At 72.3% G+C, this 24219-nt stretch carries 24 protein-coding genes and 2 pseudogenes; 20 read left to right on the forward strand and 6 right to left on the reverse strand.

All coding sequences use genetic code 11. The annotated features are described in order from the left end of the window. Positions 1-209: 209 nt before the first annotated feature. A complete protein-coding gene (locus E4198_RS17115; protein WP_136183924.1) occupies positions 210-1376 on the forward strand; it encodes a helix-turn-helix domain-containing protein in 1167 nt (388 codons plus the stop codon). 166 nt (positions 1377-1542) lie between these two features. Here E4198_RS17115 and E4198_RS24965 read toward each other — a convergent pair whose 3' ends face one another. Further along, positions 1543-1686 carry a hypothetical protein gene (locus E4198_RS24965; RefSeq protein WP_168711458.1) on the reverse strand — a complete coding sequence of 48 codons (144 nt, stop codon included), beginning with the start codon at positions 1684-1686 and terminating at the stop codon, positions 1543-1545. Between the two features lie 195 nt (positions 1687-1881). On the opposite strand from E4198_RS24965, the gene E4198_RS17125 reads away from it, so the two are divergent. The 4 genes from E4198_RS17125 (at position 1882) to E4198_RS17140 (ending at position 5556) form a co-directional block, all read left to right on the forward strand. Continuing rightward, entirely contained in the window at positions 1882-2229 is a 348-nt protein-coding gene (locus tag E4198_RS17125) for a VOC family protein (protein ID WP_136183926.1), read from the forward strand. Positions 2230-2396: 167 nt separating this feature from the next. Then, positions 2397-2906 carry an excalibur calcium-binding domain-containing protein gene (locus E4198_RS17130; protein ID WP_136183927.1) on the forward strand — a complete coding sequence of 170 codons (510 nt, stop codon included), beginning with the start codon at positions 2397-2399 and terminating at the stop codon, positions 2904-2906. Between the two features lie 301 nt (positions 2907-3207). Then, positions 3208-4641, forward strand: a complete 1434-nt coding sequence (locus E4198_RS17135) for an FAD-binding oxidoreductase (RefSeq protein ID WP_136183928.1) — start codon at positions 3208-3210, stop codon at positions 4639-4641. 156 nt (positions 4642-4797) lie between these two features. Further along, positions 4798-5556 (forward strand): hypothetical protein, encoded by a 759-nt coding sequence (locus E4198_RS17140; protein WP_136183929.1) that lies wholly within the window; start codon positions 4798-4800, stop codon positions 5554-5556. 56 nt (positions 5557-5612) lie between these two features. On the opposite strand, the gene E4198_RS17145 is transcribed toward E4198_RS17140, so the two are convergent. Further along, entirely contained in the window at positions 5613-5846 is a 234-nt protein-coding gene (locus tag E4198_RS17145) for a hypothetical protein (RefSeq protein ID WP_136183930.1), read from the reverse strand. A gap of 231 nt (positions 5847-6077) precedes the next feature. Here E4198_RS17145 and E4198_RS17150 point away from each other — a divergent pair, with 231 nt between their 5' ends. The 10 genes and pseudogenes from E4198_RS17150 (at position 6078) to E4198_RS17195 (ending at position 14146) form a co-directional block, all read left to right on the forward strand. Further along, positions 6078-6473, forward strand: coding sequence for a DUF1992 domain-containing protein (locus tag E4198_RS17150; RefSeq protein WP_136183931.1), 396 nt, complete (start codon positions 6078-6080; stop codon positions 6471-6473). A gap of 20 nt (positions 6474-6493) precedes the next feature. Continuing rightward, positions 6494-6802, forward strand: a complete 309-nt coding sequence (locus E4198_RS17155) for a YrhK family protein (RefSeq protein ID WP_136183932.1) — start codon at positions 6494-6496, stop codon at positions 6800-6802. 91 nt (positions 6803-6893) lie between these two features. Beyond that, positions 6894-7094 carry a ribbon-helix-helix protein, CopG family gene (locus E4198_RS17160; RefSeq protein WP_136183933.1) on the forward strand — a complete coding sequence of 67 codons (201 nt, stop codon included), beginning with the start codon at positions 6894-6896 and terminating at the stop codon, positions 7092-7094. Then, positions 7091-7468 (forward strand): type II toxin-antitoxin system death-on-curing family toxin, encoded by a 378-nt coding sequence (locus E4198_RS17165; protein ID WP_136183934.1) that lies wholly within the window; start codon positions 7091-7093, stop codon positions 7466-7468. The genes E4198_RS17160 and E4198_RS17165 overlap by 4 nt, the downstream gene beginning before the upstream one ends. Before the next feature lie 53 nt (positions 7469-7521). Continuing rightward, positions 7522-8427, forward strand: a complete 906-nt coding sequence (locus E4198_RS17170) for a LysR family transcriptional regulator (RefSeq protein ID WP_027763464.1) — start codon at positions 7522-7524, stop codon at positions 8425-8427. A gap of 130 nt (positions 8428-8557) precedes the next feature. Next, positions 8558-9146 (forward strand): annotated as a pseudogene (locus E4198_RS17175) (cysteine dioxygenase family protein). Further along, positions 9146-10267 (forward strand): putative sulfate exporter family transporter, encoded by a 1122-nt coding sequence (locus E4198_RS17180; RefSeq protein WP_136183936.1) that lies wholly within the window; start codon positions 9146-9148, stop codon positions 10265-10267. The pseudogene E4198_RS17175 and the gene E4198_RS17180 overlap by 1 nt, the downstream one beginning before the upstream one ends. A gap of 195 nt (positions 10268-10462) precedes the next feature. Further along, positions 10463-12253 carry a DEAD/DEAH box helicase gene (locus E4198_RS17185; protein WP_136183937.1) on the forward strand — a complete coding sequence of 597 codons (1791 nt, stop codon included), beginning with the start codon at positions 10463-10465 and terminating at the stop codon, positions 12251-12253. 353 nt (positions 12254-12606) lie between these two features. Then, entirely contained in the window at positions 12607-13251 is a 645-nt protein-coding gene (locus tag E4198_RS17190) for a helix-turn-helix domain-containing protein (RefSeq protein ID WP_136183938.1), read from the forward strand. 88 nt (positions 13252-13339) lie between these two features. Next, positions 13340-14146, forward strand: a complete 807-nt coding sequence (locus E4198_RS17195) for a S16 family serine protease (protein ID WP_136183939.1) — start codon at positions 13340-13342, stop codon at positions 14144-14146. 60 nt (positions 14147-14206) lie between these two features. On the opposite strand, the gene E4198_RS17200 is transcribed toward E4198_RS17195, so the two are convergent. Further along, positions 14207-15574 carry an FAD-linked oxidase C-terminal domain-containing protein gene (locus E4198_RS17200; RefSeq protein WP_027763470.1) on the reverse strand — a complete coding sequence of 456 codons (1368 nt, stop codon included), beginning with the start codon at positions 15572-15574 and terminating at the stop codon, positions 14207-14209. A gap of 156 nt (positions 15575-15730) precedes the next feature. Next, complete coding sequence (gene hppD, locus E4198_RS17205; RefSeq protein WP_136183940.1) at positions 15731-16876, reverse strand: 4-hydroxyphenylpyruvate dioxygenase; 1146 nt, start codon at positions 16874-16876, stop codon at positions 15731-15733. Between the two features lie 124 nt (positions 16877-17000). Here hppD and E4198_RS17210 point away from each other — a divergent pair, with 124 nt between their 5' ends. After that, positions 17001-17492 (forward strand): Lrp/AsnC family transcriptional regulator, encoded by a 492-nt coding sequence (locus E4198_RS17210; protein ID WP_136183941.1) that lies wholly within the window; start codon positions 17001-17003, stop codon positions 17490-17492. A gap of 28 nt (positions 17493-17520) precedes the next feature. Here the strand turns inward: E4198_RS17210 and E4198_RS17215 are convergent, their stop codons facing one another. Next, complete coding sequence (locus E4198_RS17215; RefSeq protein WP_210732840.1) at positions 17521-17946, reverse strand: SsgA family sporulation/cell division regulator; 426 nt, start codon at positions 17944-17946, stop codon at positions 17521-17523. Positions 17947-18256: 310 nt separating this feature from the next. Between E4198_RS17215 and E4198_RS17220 the strand changes: the two genes are divergently transcribed. Both E4198_RS17220 and E4198_RS17225 read left to right on the forward strand, forming a co-directional pair. Further along, positions 18257-19819: an RDD family protein gene (locus E4198_RS17220; protein ID WP_136183942.1), complete on the forward strand. Its 1563-nt coding sequence runs from the start codon at positions 18257-18259 to the stop codon at positions 19817-19819. 132 nt (positions 19820-19951) lie between these two features. Next, on the forward strand, positions 19952-20623 hold the full coding sequence (locus tag E4198_RS17225) for an RDD family protein (RefSeq protein WP_136183943.1): 672 nt from the start codon (positions 19952-19954) through the stop codon (positions 20621-20623). A gap of 21 nt (positions 20624-20644) precedes the next feature. On the opposite strand, the gene E4198_RS17230 is transcribed toward E4198_RS17225, so the two are convergent. Next, the gene (locus E4198_RS17230) at positions 20645-20929 is read right to left on the reverse strand and encodes a hypothetical protein (RefSeq protein WP_136183944.1); all 285 of its coding nucleotides are present in this window, start codon (positions 20927-20929) and stop codon (positions 20645-20647) included. A 322-nt stretch (positions 20930-21251) separates the two neighbouring features. On the opposite strand from E4198_RS17230, the gene E4198_RS17235 reads away from it, so the two are divergent. Next, complete coding sequence (locus tag E4198_RS17235; protein ID WP_168711459.1) at positions 21252-23612, forward strand: immune inhibitor A domain-containing protein; 2361 nt, start codon at positions 21252-21254, stop codon at positions 23610-23612. 353 nt (positions 23613-23965) lie between these two features. After that, positions 23966-24187 (forward strand): annotated as a pseudogene (locus E4198_RS25550) (hypothetical protein); the annotation flags it as partial. Positions 24188-24219 lie beyond the last annotated feature (32 nt).

A 24219-nucleotide genomic window follows, 5' to 3' on the forward strand; every position in this document is an offset into this window, starting at 1 on the left:
CTCTCCCGCGTGGGTGAACCCGGGGGTGGAATCCTCCCGTCCGGCGCATGGCCGGGACCGCCGGAGACAGGGGCGGTCACCGTTCCCCGGGGGGCGCGGGACACCCGTGTCGCGGGCAACCACCATGGCCGCGGCGGCCGGGCCGTGTTGGGCTGCCTGCCCGCGCTTCGGTCGCCGTCGCGGCGGGCGACAGGGACTCCGGAGAGACGATGGGCAGCATGCGGCAGGGCTTCTTCGAGCGTGTGAGTGCACGACGTGACGCCACCGCGCTCGCGATCCGCGACGCGCTGGTGCGCCACGTGCGGGCCTACGGCGAACAGGCTTCCACGGCACGGATCACCCTGCTGCACGAGGTGCACGAGACGTGGCGCCCGGTCCTGTGCCGTGCGCCGGGAGGCGGACCGCTGCACCGCGACGACCTCGCCGTCTACCGCGAGCTCGCGCGCTCCCGGGCCCTCCATGCCTTTCCGTTCGCCGACTTCCGGGCCGGCTTCGAGGTGGCGCACACCGCGGGGCTCCGGGCGTGCCTCGCCGTGGCCGAACCCGGCGAGTCGGTGCAGCCCGTGGCGTTCACGGCCTGGGGCGTACGGGAACTGCCGCGCGTGCTCGACGCGGTGACCGAGTCCTACCTGGACGTGCACCGTTCCCGGGGCAACGCCCCGGCGGCACGGGCGCTGTTGCTCGACGCGCTGCTCGCCGGGCGCGTACCCGGCCCGGGGCCCGACGCCGGACACCTGGTGCTGGTGTTCCGCCCGAAGGAGCGTGACGCGGCCGTGGCGGCGGGGACCACCGCCGCGGTGGAACGCCTGCTCGGCGAACGCTCCGGGCTGCTCTGGCGCGGCGATCCGGCCACCGGCGAACTCCTGGTGACGGTGCCGGTGGAGAGCACCGTGCAGCGGGCCCGGGAGGTTGCGCGGGAGCTGGCCGTCGATCTCGCCGGGGCCTGGCGGAGCAGACTGCACGCCGCGGAGGCGTTCGGGGCTTCGCCCGCCGAAGTGCCCGCCGCCCTCCGGGAGGCGCGGCGTACGCTGCGGCTGGTGACGGCGCTGCCGGACGCGGGGGACCGCCCGTACCGCGAGGACGACCTCCTCGTGGAACTCGCGGTGGCGCGGCAGCCGGACGTACGCCTGCGCCTGACCCGGCTGCTGGAGCCGCTCGACCGCGGCCCGGACCTGCGCCGCACGCTCGAGTCCCTGCTCGCCTGCGGCCTGGACCGGCAGCGTACGGCCGCGGCGCTGCACCTGCACCGGCGGTCGCTCGCCTACCGGCTGGGCCGCATCAAGGAGCTGACCGGTCTCGATCCCGCGACGCCCCACGGCATCCAGGTCCTCCGGACGGCGGTCTGCGCCGCACGGCTCGACGTGCTCCCCGAGTGACCGGCCGGGCGCGCACTCCAGAAGTGCCACGTCACCGCCTCACCACCTCACCGCCTCACCACCTCATCGCGAACCTGTCGGCGCACGCCTCGGGGCCGGACTCCTCGCGGGAGTCCGGCCCCGAGGCGTGGGGGCGGGGGCCGTGGGGGTCCGGCGCCGACCGGCGTCAGTCGGGCCAGGTGCCCGTCAGCCGGTGCACGGCCGCGGCACCGCCGCAGTCCACGGCCGCCTTCTCGGAGGCCGGCTTCACCAGGTCTCCGACGGGGGCCTCCCGACGCCCGGCGGCCGGAGCATCCGGCGTTCCGTTCATGGCTGTTGCCTCTCGTGTCGTCACGACGACGACGGTGTGCACCGTCAGTTCGGCCTGGCTGCCCCGCGTACCCGGTCCGCTCAACGGAACACATCGCCGCCGTCGGCCCCTGCGCCTCCGGGGTGCGTGCGGAGGCCGGGTTTCCGTAGTACTCCTGTGGAGTCCGACCCCACTTCTCCTCACGGGAGTTCACCGATGTCCGTTCGCCGCGTCATGCCCGTCCTCCAGTCCGACGCGACGGAGGAGAACAGCGAGTTCTACGAAATCCTCGGCATGGAGGAGGTCATGAACCTCGGCTGGATCACGACCCTCGCCTCGCCGTCCACCCCCGCGGCACAGGTCAGTGTGATGACCGCCGACAGGACAGCGCCCGTCACGCCGCACATGAGCGTGGAGGTGGACGACGTGGACGCGGTCCACGCCCTCCTGCGGGAACGCGGTGCCGAGATCGTGCACCCGTTGCAGGACGAGGAGTGGGGCGTGCGGCGCTTCTTCGTCCGGGACCCCGACGGCCGGGTGATCAACGTCCTCTCCCACCGCTGACCCCTCCGGGCCGACCTTCGCCTCGGCCGGGCACGGTTGCGGACCAGCCGCCGTGCCCGGGAGGTGACGGGGTGGGGTCACCCGAACGGGGGTGTCGGGCTGACCGTGCGGGTGCGACCGCGCCTACGTTCGAACGACGCGACACCGTGAACGTCGGGAGGCCGACCATGCACCTCCGCACCGCAGCCGTCACCGCGGCCCTGGCCTGCGCCGCCCTGCTGCCAGCGGTCGGCGCCGCGCACGCACAGCCCGGCGGTCAGGACAAGGACTGTTCGGACTTCGAGACGCAGCTGGAGGCCCAGCAGGTGCTGGACGGGGACCCCCTCGACTTCTTCCGCCTGGACACCGACGAGGACGGCATCGCCTGCGAGTCGCTGCCCGGCACACCGGTGGCGGCGAGCACGAGCCCTAGCGCCTCGGCCCTGCCGAACCCGCCGGCCTCGACATCGGGCGCCCCGGCCCCGCCCACCACCACGCCCCGGACAGCGCCCACCCTCACGCCCACCGCGTCACCGCCCTCGACGATGCGCCCCAGCGGCGCGCCGCCCGCCGGAGCCGGTGGTACCGCGGACGCGGAGGGCGGCGCAGGCGGCGTGCTCCCGCTCGGTCTCGGCCTCACGGCCGCCGCGGTGGCCGGCGGCGTGCTCGCCCTCGCCCGCCGTCGCGGACGCGGCTGACCGGCGCACGGCCGCACCTCGCCGCTCCGGCGGGCCGCCGCCGGCCTCGCTCGCGTGGGCGGTCCGCCGGAACGCCCGCGGAGACATTGCGGCCGCCTCCGGGTGGGGAGACCCTGGAAGTGTCGGCGCGTTGCGGAGCCGGCCCGGCGCGATGCGACGGGGCGCACGACGAGGGGCAGCGGCCGGTGCCGCACGCGCGACGCGCGTACGGACACGCAGCACACATGCGCGGGGCGCGGCCCCGCCCGACCGCCTCGATCCGACCCGGTGGGACGACGCCCCGTCCGACAAGGGAATGATCATGAGCACCCCTGGTACCCCCACCCCCTCCCTCCCCACCCAGGACCCCGCCTTGCTGGAAGATCTGCGCGCTGCGCTGCGCGGACCGGTCACCGGCCCTGGGGACGCCGCGTACGACGGGGCGCGGCGGATCTACAACGCGATGATCGACCGGCGCCCCGCGGCCCTGGTCGGCTGCGCCGACGCCGGCGACGTGATCGCGGCCGTGAACCGTGTACGCGACGACGGCCTGGAACTCGCGGTGAAGGGCGGCGGCCACAGCGGCCCCGGCCTCTGCCTGGTCGACGGCGGTGTGACCCTCGACCTGTCGCCGATGCGCTGGGTGCACGTCGACCCCGCGGCGCGGACGGCCCGTGTCGGTGGCGGCAGCCTGATCGGCGACCTCGACCACGCGGCCGGCGCGTTCGGCCTGGCGACGCCCGCGGGCATCGTGTCGTCAACCGGCGTCGGCGGCCTGACGCTCGGCGGCGGCCACGGCTACCTGACCCGCAAGTACGGGCTGACCGTCGACAACCTGCTGGCCGTCGACATGGTGCTGGCCGACGGGAGCTTCGTCACGGCGAGCGAGACCGAGCACCCGGACCTCTTCTGGGCCGTGCGGGGCGGCGGCGGGAACTTCGGCGTCGCCACCGCGTTCACCTACCGCCTGCACCCCGTGGACGTCGTCGGCGTCGCGCTCACCATGTGGCCGGTGGAACGCACCGTCGAGGTCGTGAAGTGGTACCGCGAGTACCTGCCGCAGGCGCCCGACGACGTCTACGGCTTCCTCGCGGTGCTGTCCGTTCCGCCCGCCCCGCCCTTCCCGCCCGAGATCCACGGGCAGAAGATGTGCGGGATCATCTGGTGCTGGACGGGCGAACTCGACCGTCTGGAGGAGACGTTCAACGTCGTGAACGAGGCCGGGCCACCCGCGTTCCACTTCACCACGCCCATGCCCTACCCCGTGCTCCAGTCGAGCTTCGACGCGGTGATCCCGCCCGGCATGCAGTGGTACTGGCGCGGCTCCTTCTTCGACGGCATCCCGGACGCAGCCGCCGAGGTGCACCGCCGGTACGGCGAGGCGCTGCCCACCGACCTGTGCACGATGCACCTCTACCCCGTCGACGGCGCCGCCGGCCGGGTGAGCGCGGACGAGACGCCGTGGAGCTACCGCCACGCGATCTGGTCCGGGATCTTCGGCGGAGTCGACCCGGATCCGGCCAACGCCGAGGTCGTGACGCGCTGGTGCCTGGACTACTGGGAGGAGATGCAGCCGTACTCGATGGGCGGCGGCTACGTGAACTTCGCCGGTGCCGACGAGCAGGCGGGCCGGGTGCGTGCCACGTACCGGGACCACTACGACCGGCTCGCGGAGATCAAGCACGCCTACGACCCGTACAACCTCTTCCACGCCAACCAGAACATCCTCCCTGCCCCGCAGCGCCTCGCGGCCTGACCACCCGGGCGCCCCCTGCGTGCGCAGGGGGCGCCCGGGTGGGGGAGACCCTGTGAATCCCGCACCCCGGCGACCGCCGGCCGCCTCGAGCCGTTACGGTGGCCGGACCGAGCGGCCCCATGCCGGCCGTAGGGACGCCGAGGACGGGGAGTACGGATGCGGGCGGGCACACGGCGTACGGGTCGCCACACCCAGGCGGCGCGCGGAGCGCGGGCTGCCGCCGTCGCGCTGGTCCTCGCCGCCGGGCTCGCGGCCTGCGGCGACGACCCGCCGCCGCGGACCCCGGAGCAGAGCGGCCCGGACGAGAAGACCGTGGCCCTGGTGAAGAAGACGAACGCGACGATGGCCGGCACCTCCTTCAGCGCTTCCGGCACCAACAGCGCCTTCGGCGGCGCTGAGCAGGAGATCACCTGGGACCCGGCACAGGGCTTCCACATGACCGTGCGCGCGGACGACGGCGAAGAGACCGACATGTACTGCCGGGACGGGACGAGCTACATCAGCGCCCCCCTGCTGGTGGAGACCCTCGGGCAGCGTGGGCAGCAGGTCAGCGTCCCGGAGGGTCTCGCCGGGTCCTACGTCACCGTGCAGGGCAGGAGCTGCGACGCCTACTTCGCGGTGCCGGAGTCCGCCGAACGCGACCCGGACCGGGACGCGACGGTCGACGGGCGGAAGTCCAGGGCGCTCGCGGTGCAGAGCCCGGGAGGCGCCGACGTCTACCACCTCGCCCGGTCCGGTGAGCCCCGCCTGCTGAAGTGGGACGCCGAGCTGGAGGGCATGGAGACGACCATGGCCTACGGCGGATACGGGGGGCGGTACCCGGTCACCCTGCCGCCCGAGGACCGGCGGATCAGGATGACCGAATTCCAGGCCGCCGTCTTGGAGGCGGCCACGAAGCCGCCCACGGACGGCTGACGCGGCTCACGGAGGGCCGAGGCCGCCAGCCGTGAGGTACGGCCCGGGGCTGTCCGTCAGGCGTGGTCCACCAGCTCCGCGTGCCCCTTCATCCGTGCACAGTGGGCGCAGCAGAAGAAGTGGCCGTCGCTCTCCAGGCCGTGCCCGAGGATGCGGCACTCGCAGTGCTCGCAGACTGGGGCCATCTTGTGGGCGGCGCACTCGAAGCAGTCGAAGACGTGCACCTCGCCGGCGGCACGCACCTCGAAGGACATCGCGTAGTCGTTGCCGCAGACCTCGCACATGGCCATGGGTCCCACTCCTTCGGTTCGGGGTTCGCCACGGCAGCACAACGCACGCCGTGGCCGCCGTGCAACGCACACGGCCGGGCGGCCGCGGCGACATCACCTCTGCGGCGGGTGCCCCCGCCGGTTCTGCGGAAACGGCGCCGCGCGCCGTACCCGCGCGGACCTGTGCCACGCTGGGAGCGCGCGGCCCCTGACGACGGCGGCCGGCGGCGCCGGCGGACGGGAGTGACGGACATGACGGAGCGCAAGCCACCGGGGCTCCCCTTCGAGTCCTGGGTGGACCGGCAGATCCGCGAGGCCGCCGAGCGCGGCGCCTTCGCGGACCTGCCCGGTGCGGGGAAGCCGCTGAGCGGGGAGGGCGCGCCGTACGACGAGATGTGGTGGGTGAAGGAGAAGATGCGCCGCGAGGGCGTCTCGTATCTGCCGCCGTCGCTGGTGCTGCGCAAGGAGGCCGACGAGGAGTACGCGGCGGCGCTGCGCGCCCGTACCGAGGACGAGGTGCGGCGGCGCGTCGCGGCGCTCAACGACCGCCTCCGCCGGGCCGTGCTGGACGGCGTGAGCGGCCCCACCGTCAGCCTCGCGCAGTACGACGTCGACGACGCCGTCCGGGAATGGCGGGCCGGCGGCTGACGGCCCCCTACGGTGACGGCATGAGTGACCAGCGCAGGCCGTCGTCCTTGACCATCCGCATCGGCCACGACGAACTCGTCGTGCGCCGCCGCTACGAGACCGCGAGCATCCTCAACGACGTGTGCATCGCGCTGTGGTTCGTGGCGGGCAGCGTGATGTTCTTCTATGCGTCCTGGGCCGTCCTGGGCACCTGGTGCTTCCTGCTGGGCAGCCTCCAGCTGCTGGTCCGGCCCGGTATCCGGCTCACCCGCCAGCTCCACCTGCAGCGCGTGCGGGGCCGGAGGGCGCAGCCGGTGTCGGCGGGGGCGGAGTCCGCCCAGGACTACTGACCGCGTGCCGCGACCGGCGGGGCGTGCGTCGCACCCACCGCCGCCTCAGAGTGGTACCACAATGGCACCACCACTATGGTACCGTTTTGGTATGGCCATGAACGTGCGATTCGACGACGACCAGACGCAGGCGCTCAAGAAGCAGGCCGAGCGTGAAGGGCGCAGCATGCAGGCCGTAGTGCGTCGGGCGGTGGACGACTATCTGGCGCGGAACGCCCGCGACGCGATGGTCCGTGAGTCGGCGATCAAGGAGGCCGCCAAGTGGCACGAGCTGCTGGAGCGGCTCAAGTGACCGTGTTCTACCTGACGGCCGAAGAAGTCCTCGTCATCGCCGACCACGCGTGCGACGACATGCGGGTCGCAGTTCGTGACCTTGGCCTTCTGGAGTCGGCGGCGGCGCGACCGGCTGCGTCGATGTTCGGTGAGGAGGCGTATGCCGATCTCTTCGAGAAGGCGGCGGCGCTCATGCAGTCCCTCGCGGTCAACCCCCCCTTCGTCGACGGCAACAAGCGCACCGCATGGCTATCGACCGTGGTCTTTCTCCGTATCAACGGAATCGAGCTGCGGCCCGATATTGATGCGGCCGAGCAGTTGATCGTCTCCGTTGCCACCGGCGAACTGGAGGAGATCAAGGTGATCGCGGACTGTCTGCGGCGGCTTCGGTAGAAGCGCAGACCCTCGATTGCCCTGGTGGTCCAAAATCTGCTTATGTGTGAAGCGTGTTCGATTCGCGGTTGCTGAGGACCTTCGACGAGGTCGTGCGGGCCGGGTCGTACTCGGCGGCCGCGCGGGCCCTCGGGTACACGCAGCCCGCGATCACCCAGCAGATGAAGGCGCTGGAACGTTCCGTCGGCACGCCGCTGTTCGTGCGGGTCGGCCGGCGGATGCGGCTCACCGAGGCGGGGGAGGCGCTGGCCCGGCACGCCGGGATCATCCTGGAGAACCTGTCCGTCGCGCAGGAGCAGATGACCGCGCTGACCCGGCTGCACTCCGGGCGGGTGCGGGTGTGCTCGTTCCCCAGCGCGGGCGCCACCCTGGTGCCGGAGGCGCTCGCCCGGCTGGCGACGGACAGCCCCGGCGTGCGCGTGGAGCTCCAGGAGAGCGAGCCGCCGGAGTCGCTGGAGCGCGTGGTGCGCGGCGAGGCGGACATCACCCTCGCCTTCACCTACCCCGGCCTCCGCGAACAGGTCCCCGACGAACTGGTGGAGATCCCGCTGCTGGAGGACCAGCTCACCGTGGTGATGCCCGCCGGGCACGCCATGGCGCAGCGGCGCGCGGTGAAGCTGGAGGACCTCGCGGAGGAGCGGTGGATCGCCGGCTGTCTGCGCTGCCGCACCAACTTCCTGCACGAGTGCGCGGAGCTGGGCTTCGCGCCGGACATCGTCTTCACCACCGACGACATCCTCGTGGTGCAGTCCCTCGTCGCCAAGGGGCTCGGGATCGCGATGATGCCCGGGCTGGTGCTGTCGTTCCTGGTGCACGACCGGGTCGCCGGCCGAGCGCTGGACCCGGCCTCGCGGCGGCAGGTCTCCGCGTACGTGCTGCGGGAGCACCTGAGCATCCCGGCCACCGCGATGGTGCTGGACGAGCTGAAGGCGGTCGCCGCCGACCGCGTCGGGTGCTGACGGCACCGGCCCGTCCCGCTCCCGCACGGTCCTGCCCCGCCCCTGTGTGCCCGCCCATAACCCGGGCTTGGCGGAGGCCCAAGCAATCGTCGTTGGACGCGGTCCGGGCTGCGGCGCCACGCTGCTGAGCATGGCCCCGACGGACATCCGCGCCGATGCGCGCAGCACCACGACACGCAGAACGACGGAGCGCATGGCCGCACTCGTGGCGGACGTGCGCGCGGCCGTGGGCCGGGGGCTCCCCCCCGGACGTCACGGCGTACCTGGTCGGCGAGAAGGTCGCTCCGCACCTCGGCGCCGCCGACCTGCTCACCCAGGAGCAGCGGGAGGGCGACCCGGACCACTACCGGCAGCACCTGCTGCACGCCGAGCCGGACGGCAGCTTCTCCGTCGTCGGCCTGGTGTGGCTGCCCGGCCAGCGGACCGCCGTGCACGACCACGTCTCGTGGTGCGTGACCGGCGTCCACGAGGGTGAGGAGCGCGAACGCCGCTACCGGCTGGTGCCCGCCGGTGGGCCGGGGGAGCCGGCCCGGCTGGTCGCCACCGAGGACGTGGTCAACCCCCGGGGCGCGGTCTGCGGGTTCGCGCCGCCAGGCGACATCCACCGGGTGTGGAACGGCTGCGACGACACCGCCATATCCCTGCACGTCTACGGCGCCGACATCTCCCGCCTGGGCACCAGCGTCCGCCGCGTCTACGACGTGCCGGCCGACCGCTGATGGCCCTGCTCGGGGCACGGCTCGCGGCGCGGCAGAAGGCCGTCGCCGAGCACCACCCGACGCGTGGCGAGGACAGCGGGGGAGGGGCCGGGCCGCTGCCCGGACTCGCCCTCGCCGCCGCCGGGGTCGGGGCCGCCTGGGGCGTCCACCTGCTGGTGCCGGCGGTACCGGTGCTCAGCGCCGCCATCGTGCTCGGCGTCCTCGCCGCGCACCTGCCCGGTGTGCGCCGGTTCGTCCGCGGGGCCTGTCGCCCCGGCCTGACGCTGGCCGCCAAGCGGCTGATGCGGATCGGTGTCGTGCTGCTCGGTCTCCGGCTCGGGCTCGGCGACGTGCTCGGACTCGGCGGGGACACCGTCGCCATGGTGGTCGCCGTCGTTGCCGCCACCCTCTGCGGCACGGTCTGGCTCGGCCGCCGCCTCGGCCTGCCCGGTGACCAGCCCCTGCTGATCGCCACCGGCTATTCCATCTGCGGGGCGTCCGCGATCGGTGCCGTCGGCGAGGTGCGCCGGAGCGAGGACCGGGACATCGCCACGTCGGTCGCGCTGGTCACGCTCTGCGGAACCCTGGCGATCGGCGTCCTACCGCTGTTGCAGGGCCCGTTGGGGTTGGACGCCGTCCAGTTCGGCCGTTGGGTCGGCGCCGGGGTGCACGACGTGGGTCAGGTCGTCGCCACCGCGCAGACCGCCGGACCGGCGGCGCTGGAAGAGGCGGTGCTGGTCAAGCTGCTGCGCGTGGCCCTGCTGGCGCCGCTGGTCGCCCTGGTGGCGCTGGGCGCGCTGCGGGGTGCCCGGGGCAGGCGGGACGCCCGTCGCGCGGGGGAGGCCGGGGGGACCCGGACCGCCCGGCGGACCCGGGGCGAACGGCCGCCGCTGGTACCGCTGTTCGTCCTCGGCTTCCTTGCCATGGTCGCTCTCCGCACCACCGGGCTGGTGCCCGGCACCGCCCTGCACGCGGCGGATCTGGCGAAGGAGGTGCTGCTCGCTGCAGCCCTGTTCGGCCTCGGCAGCGCCGTGCACCTGCCGACGCTGGCGCGCACCGGCCCCCGCGTCGCGGCGCTCGGCCTCGGCGCCTGGCTCGTGATCGGTGCGGCCTCCTACGGCGGGGTGCTGCTCACCACGTAGGCGGGCGTGCGGTGGTGGGCTCCCGCCCGCAGGCGGCCGTCCGGCGGTGTGACCTGGATCCCACCTGAGGGGGACCCGCCGGTGTCCGCGGCATACCGCCGTCGCGTCGCCGGTACGCTGACGCGGTCGCTCCGGCAGTGTGCGAGACAGCGCCGGACGACGACCAGCCCGCGACCGCGACCCGCGACGAGGACCGTGTCTACCACCACCTCCAGCCACCACCTGTCCCCGGCCTTCCCCGGCCGCGCCCCCTGGGGTACGGCGAACAAGCTGCGCGCCTGGCAGCAGGGGGCCATGGACGCGTACTTGCAGGCCCAGCCCCGGGACTTCCTCGCGGTCGCCACTCCCGGCGCCGGGAAGACCACCTTCGCGCTCACGCTCGCGTCGTGGTTGCTGCACCACCACGTGGTGCAGCAGGTGGTCGTCGTCGCGCCCACCGAGCATCTGAAGAAGCAGTGGGCGGACGCGGCCGCGCGCATAGGCATCAAGCTCGACCCCGAATACAGCGCCGGTCCGCTCGGCAAGGAGTACGACGGCATCGCGCTCACGTACGCGGGCGTCGGTGTCCGGCCCATGCTGCACCGCAACCGCGTCGAACAGCGCAAGACCCTCGTGATCCTCGACGAGATCCACCACGCTGGCGACAGCCGCTCCTGGGGCGAAGCCTGTCTGGAGGCGTTCGAGCCCGCGACCCGCCGACTGGCGCTCACCGGCACGCCCTTCCGCTCCGACACCAACCCGATTCCGTTCGTCGGCTACGCGGAGGGGAACGACGGCATCCGCCGCTCGGTCGCGGACTACACCTACGGCTACGGCAGTGCGCTGGGCGACGGCGTCGTCCGGCCCGTCATCTTCCTCTCCTACAGCGGCAACATGCGCTGGCGGACCAAGGCGGGCGACGAGGTCGCGGCGCGGCTCGGCGAACCCATGACCAAGGACGCGATCTCGCAGGCCTGGCGTACCGCGCTGGACCCGCGCGGAGAGTGGATGCCCGCCGTGCTCCGCGCCGCCGACCAGCGGCTGACCGAGGTCCGCAAGGCGATCCCCGACGCCGGCGGACTGGTCATCGCTGCCGACCAGGACTCCGCCCGTGCGTACGCCAAGCTGCTCCGCGAGATCACCGGGCACGGCGCCACCGTCGTGCTCTCCGACGATGCGGGCGCCTCGCAGCGCATCGAGGACTTCCGCGGCAGCGAGGACCGCTGGATGGTCGCCGTCCGCATGGTGTCCGAGGGCGTCGACGTGCCGCGGCTCGCGGTCGGGGTCTACGCCACGACGATCTCCACCCCGCTGTTCTTCGCCCAGGCCGTGGGCCGCTTCGTGCGGTCGAGGAGGCGGGGCGAGACCGCGTCTGTCTTCCTGCCGACGATTCCGATGCTGATGACGTTCGCCCACGAGATGGAGGTCGAACGCGACCACGTCCTGGACAAGCCGAAGAAGGACGGCGACGACGCCGACCCGTACGCCGAGGAGGCGGACCTCCTTCAGGAGGCCGAGAGGCAGCAGGACGAGGACACCGGCGACCAGGACCAACTCCCCTTCGAAGCACTGGAGTCGGACGCCGTCTTCGACCGCGTGATGTACGACGGCGCCGAATTCGGCATGCAGGCGCATCCGGGCAGTGAGGAGGAGCAGGACTATCTGGGCATCCCGGGCCTCCTCGAACCGGACCAGGTGCAGATGCTGCTCCAGAAGCGGCAGGCGCGGCAGATCTCGCACAGCCGGAAGAAGCCGGACCAGGAGGCGAACCTCCTCGAACTGCCCGCCGACCGGCGGCCCGTCGTCAGCCACCGGGAGATGATGGAGCTGCGGCGCGAACTCAACTCGCTGGTCGGCGCGTACTCCCACCAGAGCGGGAAACCGCACGGCGTCATCCACACCGAGCTGCGGCGCTCCTGCGGAGGACCGCCGGCGGCGGAGTCCACGGCGAACCAGCTGCAGCAGCGCATCGCGAAGGTGCGCGAGTGGGCCACCCGCATGCGCTGACGCGCGGCGTCGCACTCCTCCTCTCTCGGTCCGTCCGCCGCTGCGGGGGCGGGGCCGTGCGGGCGCGCCGATAGAGCCCGTGCGCCCGTCATAAAAGGCGCAAAACGGACGACCTGTGCCCGGATTCTGGACGGACCCTTCCGGTCAGCGGGTATCCGGGGCTAGGTTTCCGCTCACGCACACGCCCCGTGGCAGCGTCGCCTCGGAGCGCAGCCGGTGCCGAAGTGCGTGCTGACCAGTGCCACTGCCGCCGGCAGCACTCTGCGTGGACGAGCGAAGCCGCCGACGGACGCCGGTGACCCGCCCCTCCCCGCGTGCGGCTGCCGCGCCAGAGAACATCAGAAGGGGGCGTCGTGACCGCGGAGACCTCGCAGACGCTCGACAGAGGGCTCAGAGTGCTGAAGCTCCTCGCCGACACCGACCACGGCCTCACCGTGACCGAGCTGTCCAACAAGCTCGGCGTCAACCGGACCGTCGTCTACCGACTCCTGGCCACCCTCGAGCAGCACGCCCTGGTGCGGCGCGACCTCGGCGGGCGGGCCCGCGTGGGCCTGGGGGTGCTGCGGCTGGGCCGCCAGGTGCACCCGCTGGTGCGGGAGGCCGCACTGCCCGCGCTGCGCTCCCTCGCCGAGGACGTGGGCGCCACCGCGCATCTCACCCTCGTCGATGGCAACGACGCGCTCGCCGTAGCCGTTGTCGAGCCCAGCTGGACCGACTACCACGTCGCCTACCGGCCCGGCTTCCGTCACTCCCTGGACCGCGGGGCGGCGGGACGGGCCATCCTGGCCGGGCGCGGCCCGGACGTCGAACTGGGCCCCGGCTACATCCTCACCCACGGCGAACTGGAGGCGGGCGCGAGCGGCGCCGCCGCGCCGATGCTGGGAGTGACCGGCATCGAGGGCAGCGTGGGCGTCGTGATGCTGACGGACTCCGTGCCGACGCAGGTCGGCGACCGCGTGGTGCACGCGGCCCAGGAGGTCGCCGACGCCCTGCGCTGAGCACGTGCGCGTCCCGCGACCGGCCGTGCGTCCCGCGACGGCCCGACGCCCTGCGCCGACCGCCCGGGTGGTGAACTAGATTCACCCCATGCCCTCCCTCAGCCACCTCCTCCGCTCGCGGCGCCGGGTGCTGGCGCTGTGCGCGGTCCCCGTCGCCGCGCTGCTCGCCGTCACGGCCTTCGCCCCCCTGCCGTTCTCCGTCGCCCAGCCCGGCATCACGGCGAACGTGCTGGGGACGTACCAGGGCGAGCGGGTGATCACGGTCGGCGGCGCGGAACCGCGCCGCAGCGAGGGGGAGCTGCTGATGACGACGATCGCGGCCACTTCGCCGGACACCACCGTGCGTCTGCCGGACGTGGTGCGCAGCTGGTTCTCCACCGACCGCGCCGTGATGCCGCGCGACTCCGTGTATCCGGTCGGCGACACCCCGGAGGAGATTCGCGAGCACACCTCGGCGCAGATGGAGCAGTCGCAGAACGAGGCCGTCACCGCCGCGCTGAACGAGCTGAACCGGTCGCCGGACGGAGTCGAGGTCGACCTGCGGCTGGAGGACGTCGGCGGCCCGAGCGCCGGGCTGCTGTTCACCCTCGGGGTGATCGCCAAGCTGGACGGCGACGGCCGCGGCGGCAGCTTGACGGGCGGCCGCACGATCGCGGGCACCGGCACCATCGACGTCGACGGCGACGTCGGCCCGGTCGGGGGCGTCCCGCTGAAGACGCAGGCCGCCGCCCGGGACGGCGCGACGGTCTTCCTGGTCCCCGAGGCGGAGTGCGACGACGCCCGCGTCGACCTGCCCGAAGGGCTGCGCCTGATCCCCGTCGGCGATCTCGACGGCGCCCTCGACGCGCTGGAGGCCCTCGCCGACGGCGAGTCCGTGCCGGCCTGCCCCGCGTGACCGCGTAGCCGCCTCACCGGGCAGTTCCGCTCGACGGTACGCCCCGAAGGGGCGGACCCCTCAGAACAGCTTGCCGGGGTTGAGCAGGTCCAGCGGGTCGAAGACCTGCTTGATGCCGCGCTGCATCTCCAGCCCGACGGGCCCGAGTTCGCGGGCGAGCCAGTCCTTCTTCAGCACGCCGACGCCGTGCTCGCCGGTGATGGTGCCGCCCAGTTCCAGCCCCAGGGCCATGATGTCGTCGAACGACTCCCGGGCCCGCCGCGCCTCGTCCTCGTCGGTGGGGTCGAAGCAGACCAGGGGGTGCGCGTTGCCGTCGCCGGCATGCGCGCACGAGCCCACTGTCAGCCCGTACTCGGCGCCGATCTTCTGCGCGCCGTCCAGGAGTTCGGCCAGCCGCGCGCGGGGCACACACACGTCGTCGATCAGCGTGGTGCCGGTGATCTTCTCCAGCGCCACCAGGGCGAGCCGCCGCGCCTGGAGGAGCAGTTCGGACTCGGCGACGGTGTCGGCGGGCACCACCTCCGTCGCGCCGGCGGCCGTGCAGACCTCGCCGACGGCGGCCAGATCGGCGGACGGGTCGGGGGTGTCGAAGCCGGCCAGCAGCAGCGCCTCGGTGGACTCCGGGAGGCCCATCTGGGCCATCGCGTTGACCGCGCGCAGCGTGGTGCGGTCCATGATCTCCAGCAGCGAGGGGGCGTGACCGCGCTCCATGATGCGGCAGACCGCGTCTCCGGCCGCCGCCATGGTGGGGAACTCGGCGGCCAGCACGAGCTGCCGCGGCGGCTGGGGGCGCAGTGCCAGCACGGCCCGTACGACGATGCCCAGGCTGCCCTCGGAGCCCACGAACAGCCGGGTCAGGTCGTAGCCGGCGACGCCCTTGGCGGTGCGGCGTCCGGTGGTCATCAGCCGTCCGTCGGCGAGCACCACCTCCAGCCCCAGCACGTACTCCGCCGTCACGCCGTACTTCACGCAGCACAGGCCGCCGGAGCCGGTGCCGATGTTGCCGCCGATCGTGCACTGTTCCCAACTGGAGGGGTCCGGCGGGTAGTAGAGCCCGTGCTCCCCCACCGCACGGGACAGCACGGCGTTCACCACGCCGGGTTCGACGACGGCGATCCGCTCGACCGGGTCGATCTCCAGGATGCGGTCCATACGGGTCAGCGACAGCACGATGCAGCCCTCGGTGGCGTTGGCCGCGCCGGACAGGCCGGTACGGGCGCCCTGCGGCACCACCGGCACCCGTAGCGCGGTGGCCGTGCGCATCACGTGCTGGACGTGCTCGACCGTACGCGGCAGCACGACCACGGCGGGGGCGCCCGCGTCGCAGAAGCTCGCCATGTCGTGGGCGTAGGACCGGGCGACGTCGGGGTCGGTGACCACCGCTTCGGCGGGGAGTCCGTCCCGGAGCCGTTCGCTGAGGGCGCTCATACCCGAAGCGTCGCACCCGTGTGCGGTCGCGGCAACGACGCCGCCGGAGACTGCCGGAACCGCCGCGGTCGCACGACGGCGGGGCCCGGACCGTTCGCCACGGTCCGGGCCCCGTTCGCGTCTCCGCTTCCCATCTCGGGCCGCGGTCACGTCGGCTCAGAGGTTGCCGCGCTTCTCCTGCTCGCGCTCGATGGCCTCGAAGAGGGCCTTGAAGTTGCCCTTGCCGAAGCCCATGGAGCCGTGGCGCTCGATCATCTCGAAGAAGACGGTCGGGCGGTCCTGGACCGGCTTGGTGAAGATCTGCAGCAGGTAGCCGTCCTCGTCGCGGTCGGCGAGGATCTTCAGCTCGCGCAGCTCGTCGATCGGCACGCGGGTGTCGCCGACCCACTCGCCGAGGGTGTCGTAGTACGAGTCCGGCACGTTCAGGAACTCGACGCCCGCCGCACGCATGGTGCGCACGGTGGAGACGATGTCGTTGGTGGCCAGCGCGATGTGCTGCACGCCGGGGCCGCCGTAAAACTCCAGGTACTCGTCGATCTGCGACTTCTTCTTCGCGATCGCCGGCTCATTGATCGGGAACTTCACCTTCTTGGTGCCGTCCGCGACCACCTTGGACATCAGCGCCGAGTACTCGGTCGCGATGTCGTCGCCCACGAACTCCTTCATGTTCGTGAAGCCCATGACCTTGTTGTAGAACGCGACCCACTCGTTCATCCGGCCGAGCTCGACGTTGCCCACGCAGTGGTCGATGGCCTGGAAGGTGCGCTTGGCCGGAGGGGCGACGATCGGGGCGGCCTCGACGAAACCGGGCAGGTAGACGCCCTGGTAGCCCTTGCGCTCGACCAGGGTGTGCCGGGTCTTGCCGTAGGTGCGGATGGCGGCGAGGACCACGACCCCGTTCTCGTCCTTGACCTCGTACGGCTCCTCCAGGCCGGTGGCGCCGTGCTCGACCGCGTACGCGTAGGCGGCGCGGGCGTCCGGCACCTCGATGGCCAGGTCGATCACGCCGTCGCCGTGCGCGGCGACGTGCTCGGCGAGGAACCGGCCGTGGTCGGTGGCCGGCTTGATGACCGAGGTCAGGACGAAGCGGGCGCCGCCCGACTCCAGCACGTAGGAGGCGGTCTCGCGGTTGCCGTGCTCCGGCCCGGAGTACGCCACCAGCTTCATGCCGAAGGCGGAGGAATAGAAGTGGGCGGCCTGCTTGGCGTTGCCGACGGCGAAGACGACCGCGTCCATGCCGTTCACCGGGAAGGGGTCGGCCTGCCGGGCGGTGTTCGGGGTTGCATGCGTGGTCTCAGTCATGTGCGAAAGCGTCCCGCTGATCCACAAGGTGCGCAATAGTTCACGCAATCACTAAACAACATGTACAGTCGAGCGGCGGTATCAGGCGGGTATCTGTACACGATGCGCAGCGCGAGGAGGGGACATGGCGATCGACCCGCTGGACGGACGGCTGCTGGAACTGCTGGCCGAGGAACCCCGCATCGGCGTGCTGGAGGCCTCCCGCCGGCTCGGCGTCGCCCGCGGCACGGTACAGGCCCGGCTGGACAGGCTGCAGTCCACCGGAGTGATCCGCGGCTTCGGCCCGGACGTCGACCCGGCCGCCGTGGGCTATCCGGTGACGGCCTTCGCCACCCTGGAGATCCGCCAGGGACAGGGCGCCGACGTGCGGGCCCACCTGGCCACCGTCCCCGAGGTGCTCGAGCTGCACACCACCACCGGGCACGGGGACATGCTGTGCCGCCTGGTGGCCCAGTCCAACGCGGACCTCCAGCGCGTCATCGACCGGGTGGTGGGTATCGAGGGCATCGTGCGCGCCTCCACCGCGATCGTGATGGAGAACCCGGTGCCGCTGCGCATCATCCCGCTCGTCCGCCAGGCCGCCTCCGGGGGGCCGGAGACGGCGTCCGCGGGTTGAGCCGGCCGCCCGGCGCCCGCCGCGTGGCTCACGACTCCGGGGAGAGCAGCGCCTCCAGGCCCTGTTCGAGACCAAGTCGTTCCGCTTCCGAACCCGTCGGCACCGCCCGCAGCGTCCGCTCCATCCAGGCCGAGACCACGTGCGCCGGTGCCTCCAGTAGCGCGTCGCCGTCCGGCGACGACAGGGCCAGGCACACCACCTGCCGGCCGTCGGCCCGCGTCGGCCACACCCGTACATCGCCCCGGCCGCACGGCCGGAACAGGCCCTCGATCAGCAGCTCGCGGGCGAAGGTCCAGTGGACCGGTGCGTCGGAGTGGATGTGGAAGGAGACGTGCACCGCGAACGGGTCGTCGGTGCGGTAGCGCAGCCGGGCGGGCACCGTGGCGCCGTCGTCCGGCGACAGCACCAGCCGCAGGTCGAGTTCCCGTTCGATCATCGCTTCCCTGTCGTCCATGTCGTCTGCTCCCTCTCTCACGCCTGGCGGTGGCGGCCTCCTCCGGCGGCGACCGTACGAAGCCCGCACTGATGAGAGAACGTGGAGCGCGTATCGTTACGCGACTTCGGCGAGAAATCTCGAGATTCGCCCGGAAGACTTCCGCCGGAACGTTCACAGGTCCATGAGGGCGGGGCCACGCCGTCGGCGGCTTCTGGTAGATGTGGACTCCGCGCAACGCCGTTCACGCACGCACGCGCGCGCATGGACGAAGTCGCCGCCCACGTCCACATACCGCCAGATCGGTCGAAGAGATACGGGACCCGGACAGATGAGTGCCCCCTCCGCAGGATCCGCCAACGGCAGCCCGGTGCCGGGCTACTACCCGGATCCCTCCATCCCCGGGTACATCCGCTACTGGAACGGCACCGCCTGGGTGGCGGGCACCAGCCGGCCCGCGCCGGGGCCGGGCGAACCCCCGCCCGCCCCGCCCGCCGAGACCGGCGGGAACGTTCCCGCCCCGCGCGGCGCCGAACCCGAGCCGGAGGCGCCTGCCGAGGACGAGGACGACAGCGACGAGATCGACCTCGGCCGTGCGAGCAGCGGCTCCTCGGCGCTGCCCGAGGTGCGCCGCCGTGGCGAGGTCGCCGCGCCCGGACCGGACGCGGCGCCGCACGCCGACTGGAACGATCCGCGCCGCCTGCACGGCACCCAGCCGGCGGCCGCCACGGCCTGGCAGGCGGACCCCGGCCGGCAGTCCGGGTTCGGCGCCGACCAGCAGGATCTCTCCCAGCAGGACCTCTCCTGGGGGGCACCGCAGGAGCCCGCGCAATCCGCGCACGGCGGGCAGGACCCGCGCGCCGCGTGGGAGACGCAGGAGCAGACCGGGGGAACGCCGCCTCCGGCCGGGAGCGGAGGCCAAGCGGCTCCCGACCACACGGTGGGCATCCGGATGCCGCGCCCCCAGCAGGAGGAGGGCGCCCGCCCCGCGGCCCAGCCGGAGCACACCGTCGGCCTGCGTCGTTCCGACGTCTTCCAGTACGGCGCTGTCGCGGACGCCGCCCGGCAGGCGGCCCCGGCCGAGAGCCACCCCCTGCAGCACCAGCACCACCCCCAGCACCAGCACCAGCACCCCCACCCCCAGCACCAGGCCCCTGCGTACGAGCAGGTCCAGCAACAGGCCCCGCACGCGCAGCAGCAGGCCCAGCAGGCCCAGGCGTATCAGGCGCCGCACACGCAACAGGGTGTCCCGCAGCAGTACGGCGTCCAGGCCCCGCAGACCCAGCACGCCTCGCCGGGTGCGGAGCGGCCGCCCTGGGAGCAGCAGCCCGGCGGGGCCGCGTCCGGCCAGTACGGCGTCGCGCCCTGGCGGCCCCCGGCGGCCAACCCGTTCGCCGACGCGGTGCAGGAGGCCCGGCCCGCGGGCCTGGGCAAACGGCTCGGTGCACGGATCGTCGACGGGCTGGTGGTCTCCGCCGTGACGGGTGCCGTGGCGTTCCCCTTCGTCGGTAAGGCGACCGAGCACATCCAGGACAAGATCGAGGCCACCAACCAGGCCGGCGTCACCCGCACCGTCTGGCTGATCGACGGCACCACCGGCGTCCACCTCGCCGTCGTGCTGGGCGCCTTCCTGCTGTTCGGCCTGCTGTACGAGGCGCTGCCCACCGCGAAGTGGGGCCGCACGGCGGGCAAGAAGCTCTTCGGTCTCCAGGTGCTCGACGTCGAAGGGCAGGACACCCCGGGCACGGGGGCGGCGCTGCGGCGCTGGCTGACGTACAGCCTGCTGTCCCTGGTGGTGCTCGGCGTGGTGAACGTGCTGTGGTGCCTCTTCGACCGGCCCTGGCGGCAGTGCTGGCACGACAAGGCGGCCCGCACCTTCGTCGCCGGCCGCTGACGCCCGGCGCGCCGGAGGCGTCTGCTGCGGGTGCCTCCGGCGAACGGCCCGCCATCCCTTCGGAGTAGCGCGGTACCCCCGAACGGCCACGCGCCGGATGCGGAGGCGTCCGGTGCGGGGTCGACTCGTGCCATGAGCACGGAGCAGCCGGAGAACGACCCTTTCCGCAAGAGGCCGCAGCCGGACGAGCCGGGGTCCGGCAGTCCGCCCCCCGGTGAGCAGCGTCCCGGCGAACCTCCGCCCGACCGGCCGCCCCCGCCGCCACCCGGCGGCGTCGGCGGCCCGTACGCGTCCCCGCAGGGCGGGCCGCCGCCGGGGGCTCCGTACAGCGATCCCTACGGCGGCGCCGGCGCCGATCCCCTCGCCGGCATGCCGCCGCTCGGCTCGCGCGGCAAACGCCTGCTCGCCCGCATCGTCGACGCCCTGATCGTCGGCATCCCGGTCGGCATCGTCTCCGGGCTCATGTCCGGCTTCGACTCCTACGACGACGCGGGCACGCAGTACTGGCAGGGCGGCTTCTACACGCTGGTGTACTTCCTCTACGAGGGTCTGATGCTGACGCGTTCGGGCCAGACGGTCGGGAAGAAGCTGATGAAGATCCGGGTGGCGGTGCTCCAGGACGGTGCGGCGCCGCACGGCACGCCCGGCTGGGTGCGCGCGGCGGTCTACAGCATTCCCGCGCTGGTGCCCTGTCTGGGCTTCCTCTTCTGGCTGATCAACGTCCTGTACTGCACCTGGGACAAGCCCTACCACCAGTGTCTGCACGACAAGGCGGCGAAGACCGTCGTGGTCGTCGCGGACTGACGTGGCGGGGGCGGGCGGGCGTCACCGGCGCAGCGAGGCGGGCGTCCGGTGGGCCGGCTCGGAGCGGGCGGCGGTCCGCTCGGGAACGTGAGCCCGAGCGGGAGCCGTACGGGCGGGGACGGAACGGCCCGACGGGGCGCGGGCCGCAGCCGTGCAGGAGACCAGGAGGCCGAGGCTCAGGGCGGCGACGGCGATGACCACGATGCCCGTTCCCGAACGGGTCTGGGAGAGGAGCAGCATGGCGAGGGTCGCGAGAACGACCGTGAGGGCACCGTAGGCGAACTGTGCGGCAGTCGGGCGCGGCATGGCGTGTCCGTCCTGAGGGGAGATCGTGGTCGGGGTCCGTCCGGGCCGCCCGGCGAACGCCCCTTCGGCCCGAAGTGCGTGCCACAGAACGGCTCCTACGGCGAGATGCCCCTCCCGCACCCCGGCGAAGCATGACCTCGGTCACGCCGCGGTGCACGAGGGGCGCACGGGCGCACGGCTGTCCCAGTGTCTCGTCCATGCCAACACAGAGCACAGCAACCTACTGTGCGGTCGATAACGAATCAAGGGCTGTCTTTTTCCGCGATACTCCGGTCGAATACCGTCGTCAAGTCTCAGCGCTTGCAGGGGAGGACACAAGCGAGTGAACAGCAGACGGAGATCCACAAGATCGAGGTCGGCTGCCCTGGTCACCACGGTTGCCGCGCTCGGCGCGGCCGTTCTGATGCCAGCCACATCGGCTCAGGCACAGCCGGAAGCCAACCCGGACGCCCAGAGCAAGCCGGCCAAGGTCGAGGGGCATGAGCACCCGCACAACCTGGACGGTCCGTTCAGCAAGCAGCAGCGCCAGAGCAAGCAGGTCGCCCTGGAGAAGCTGGCCGCCGGGGAGGGCGACAAGGGCAAGGCCGAGACCTTCCAGCGCAACGGCTCCCGGGTCATGAAGCTCGACGACAACAAGTACGTCGAACTCCAGCGGGAGAAGACCGACAAGATCTTCACCGTGCTCATCGAGTTCGGTGACAAGGTCGACCCGGAGTACGGCGGCGAAGCCGGTCCCGGGCACAACGAGATCGCCGAGCCGGACCGGTCGAAGGACAACTCCACCTACTGGCAGGAGGACTTCAACCGGGAGCACTTCGAGGACGTCTACTTCGGCGAGGGCGAAGGCTCCCTGAAGAGCTTCTACGAGAAGCAGTCCTCGGGCCGCTATTCGGTCGAGGGCCACGTCTCGGACTGGGTCAAGGTCGAGTACAACGAGGCCCGCTACGGCTCGAACTACTGCGGCGCCACCACCTGCTCCACGGTGTGGGACGCGATCAAGCACGGCGTGACCGCCTGGGTCGAGGGCCAGAAGGCCTCCGGCAAGACGGACGCCGAGATCGCCGACATGCTCGCCGAGTACGACAAGTGGGACCGTTACGACTACGACGGTGACGGCAACTTCAACGAGCGTGACGGCTACATCGACCACTTCCAGTGGATTCACGCCGGTGAGGACGAGTCGGCCGGCGGCGGCGCGCAGGGCGAGAACGCCATCTGGGCCCACCGCTGGTACGCCTACGGTCACGACGTCGGCAGCACTGGCCCCGAGTACAACCAGGCCGGCGGCACCCAGATCGGCGACACCGGCATCTGGGTGGGCGACTACACCGTCCAGCCGGAGAACGGCGGCCTCGGCGTCTTCGCGCACGAGTACGGTCACGACCTCGGTCTGCCGGACCACTACGACACCTCCGGCACCGGCGAGAACTCGGTCGGTTTCTGGTCCCTGATGTCGTCGGGTTCCTGGCTGAACAAGGGCGAGGACTCGATCGGCGACTGGGCCGGCGACCTGAACGCCTGGGACAAGTTCCAGCTGGGCTGGCTGGACTACGAGACCGCGAAGGCGGCCACGAAGTCCACCCACAAGCTGGGCGTGCACAACTACAACACCAAGAACCCGCAGGCGCTGATCGTCGAACTCCCGGACAAGGAGAAGACGACCACCATCGTGAAGCCCGCCGAGGGCAGCATGCAGTGGTGGAGCGGCAGCGGTGACGACCTGAGCAACACGCTCACCCGCGGTGTCGACCTGACCGGGAAGACCAGCGCTTCGCTGGACTTCAAGGGCTGGTACGACATCGAGGCCAACTACGACTACCTCTACACCGAGGTGTCCACGGACGGCGGCGACAACTGGACGGTGCTGGACGGCACCGTCGACGGTGAGCCGATCCCGCGGGACGGCGGCGACCGTCCGGCGCTGCACGGTCAGTCGGGCGCGTACAAGGACCTCACGTACTCCCTCGACGCCTTTGCAGGCCAGAAGTTCGACCTTCGCTTCCGTTACCAGACGGACGGCGGCGTGGCCCCCAAGGGCTTCGCGGCCGACGCTCTCAGCATCACCGCCGACGGCGCCGTGGTGTTCGAGGACGGCGCGGAGGACGGCGACAACGGCTGGACGACGGACGGCTTCTCGCGCATCGAGGAGTCCTTCACCAAGTCGTACCCGCAGTTCTACATCGTCGAGAACCGCCAGTACGTCAGCTACGACGAGTCGCTGCGTACCGGTCCGTACAACTTCGGCTGGGCCACCGACAAGCCGGACTGGGTGGAGCGCTACGCCTACCAGCGCGGCATGCTCGTCTGGCTCTGGGACACCTCCCAGAAGGACAACAACGTCGGTCAGCACGCAGGTGAGGGCCTGATCCTCCCCATCGACGCGCACGCCAAGCCGGAGCGCTGGGGCGACGACACCCTGATGCGTCCGCGCATCCAGGGCTACGACTCGGCCTTCAGCTGGTACCCGTCGGGCGGCATGGCCCTCCACAACGACGGCGAACGTACGTTCGTCTGGCCGAAGTGGGGCAAGCCGGTCTTCGACGACCACAAGGGCAAGTACTGGTACGAGACCAACCCGGAGTCGAGCGTCAAGGTGCCCGACACCAACACCCGCATCGCCATCGTCGAGCAGCCCTTCAGCGGCAAGACGATGACCGTCCAGGTGGGTCCGTCCACGCGCTGATTTGCATCGTTGCAGGTCAAAACATGATCGGCCGTTGCCCCTGGCGGGCAGCGGCCGATCCGCGCTATAGATGCCTCCTGTAGGCCCATCGGAAGACCACGACAACGGGGGAGAACCTGATCATGGCCGGAGGCGGATTCGTACGGCTGCCGGACGGCAGCGTGATCGTCGCGCTGTCCCTGCCGGTGCCGCGCCCCAGCGGGCTCCCGGCGGCCGCGGGCGCCTGGCCCTGGCGGCAGCGGCCCGCCCCCGTCGAGGAGACCGACGGGTGGCCGCAGCGCTGGTCCGCCCACGCCGACGCGGCGCACACCGTACGGGCGGCGGGCTGGCACCCCGGCGGCGAGGACGAGCCGCGCGTGCGGGTGCTGGTCCACGCGGTCAACCGGGCCAGGGCGCTGACCAGGCTCAGAAACCTCGGCATGCGCGCGGTGTACCTGCGGGGCAACGCGGAGCCGCCGACGCCCGACGAGGTCACCGCCGTCCTGCACCACCCGGACGGCCTCGTCTGGCGCGCCCGGCCCCACGACGACACGGAGTCCTGGCAGCCCATAGCCGCCCTCCTCCGCGCCGCCTGACCTCCCCGACGGCCCGGGATGCCCCTGAGGAC

It is taken from the genome of Streptomyces sp. RKND-216 (genome assembly GCF_004795255.1).
GTDB classification, from domain to species: Bacteria; Actinomycetota; Actinomycetes; order Streptomycetales; family Streptomycetaceae; genus Streptomyces; species Streptomyces hazeniae.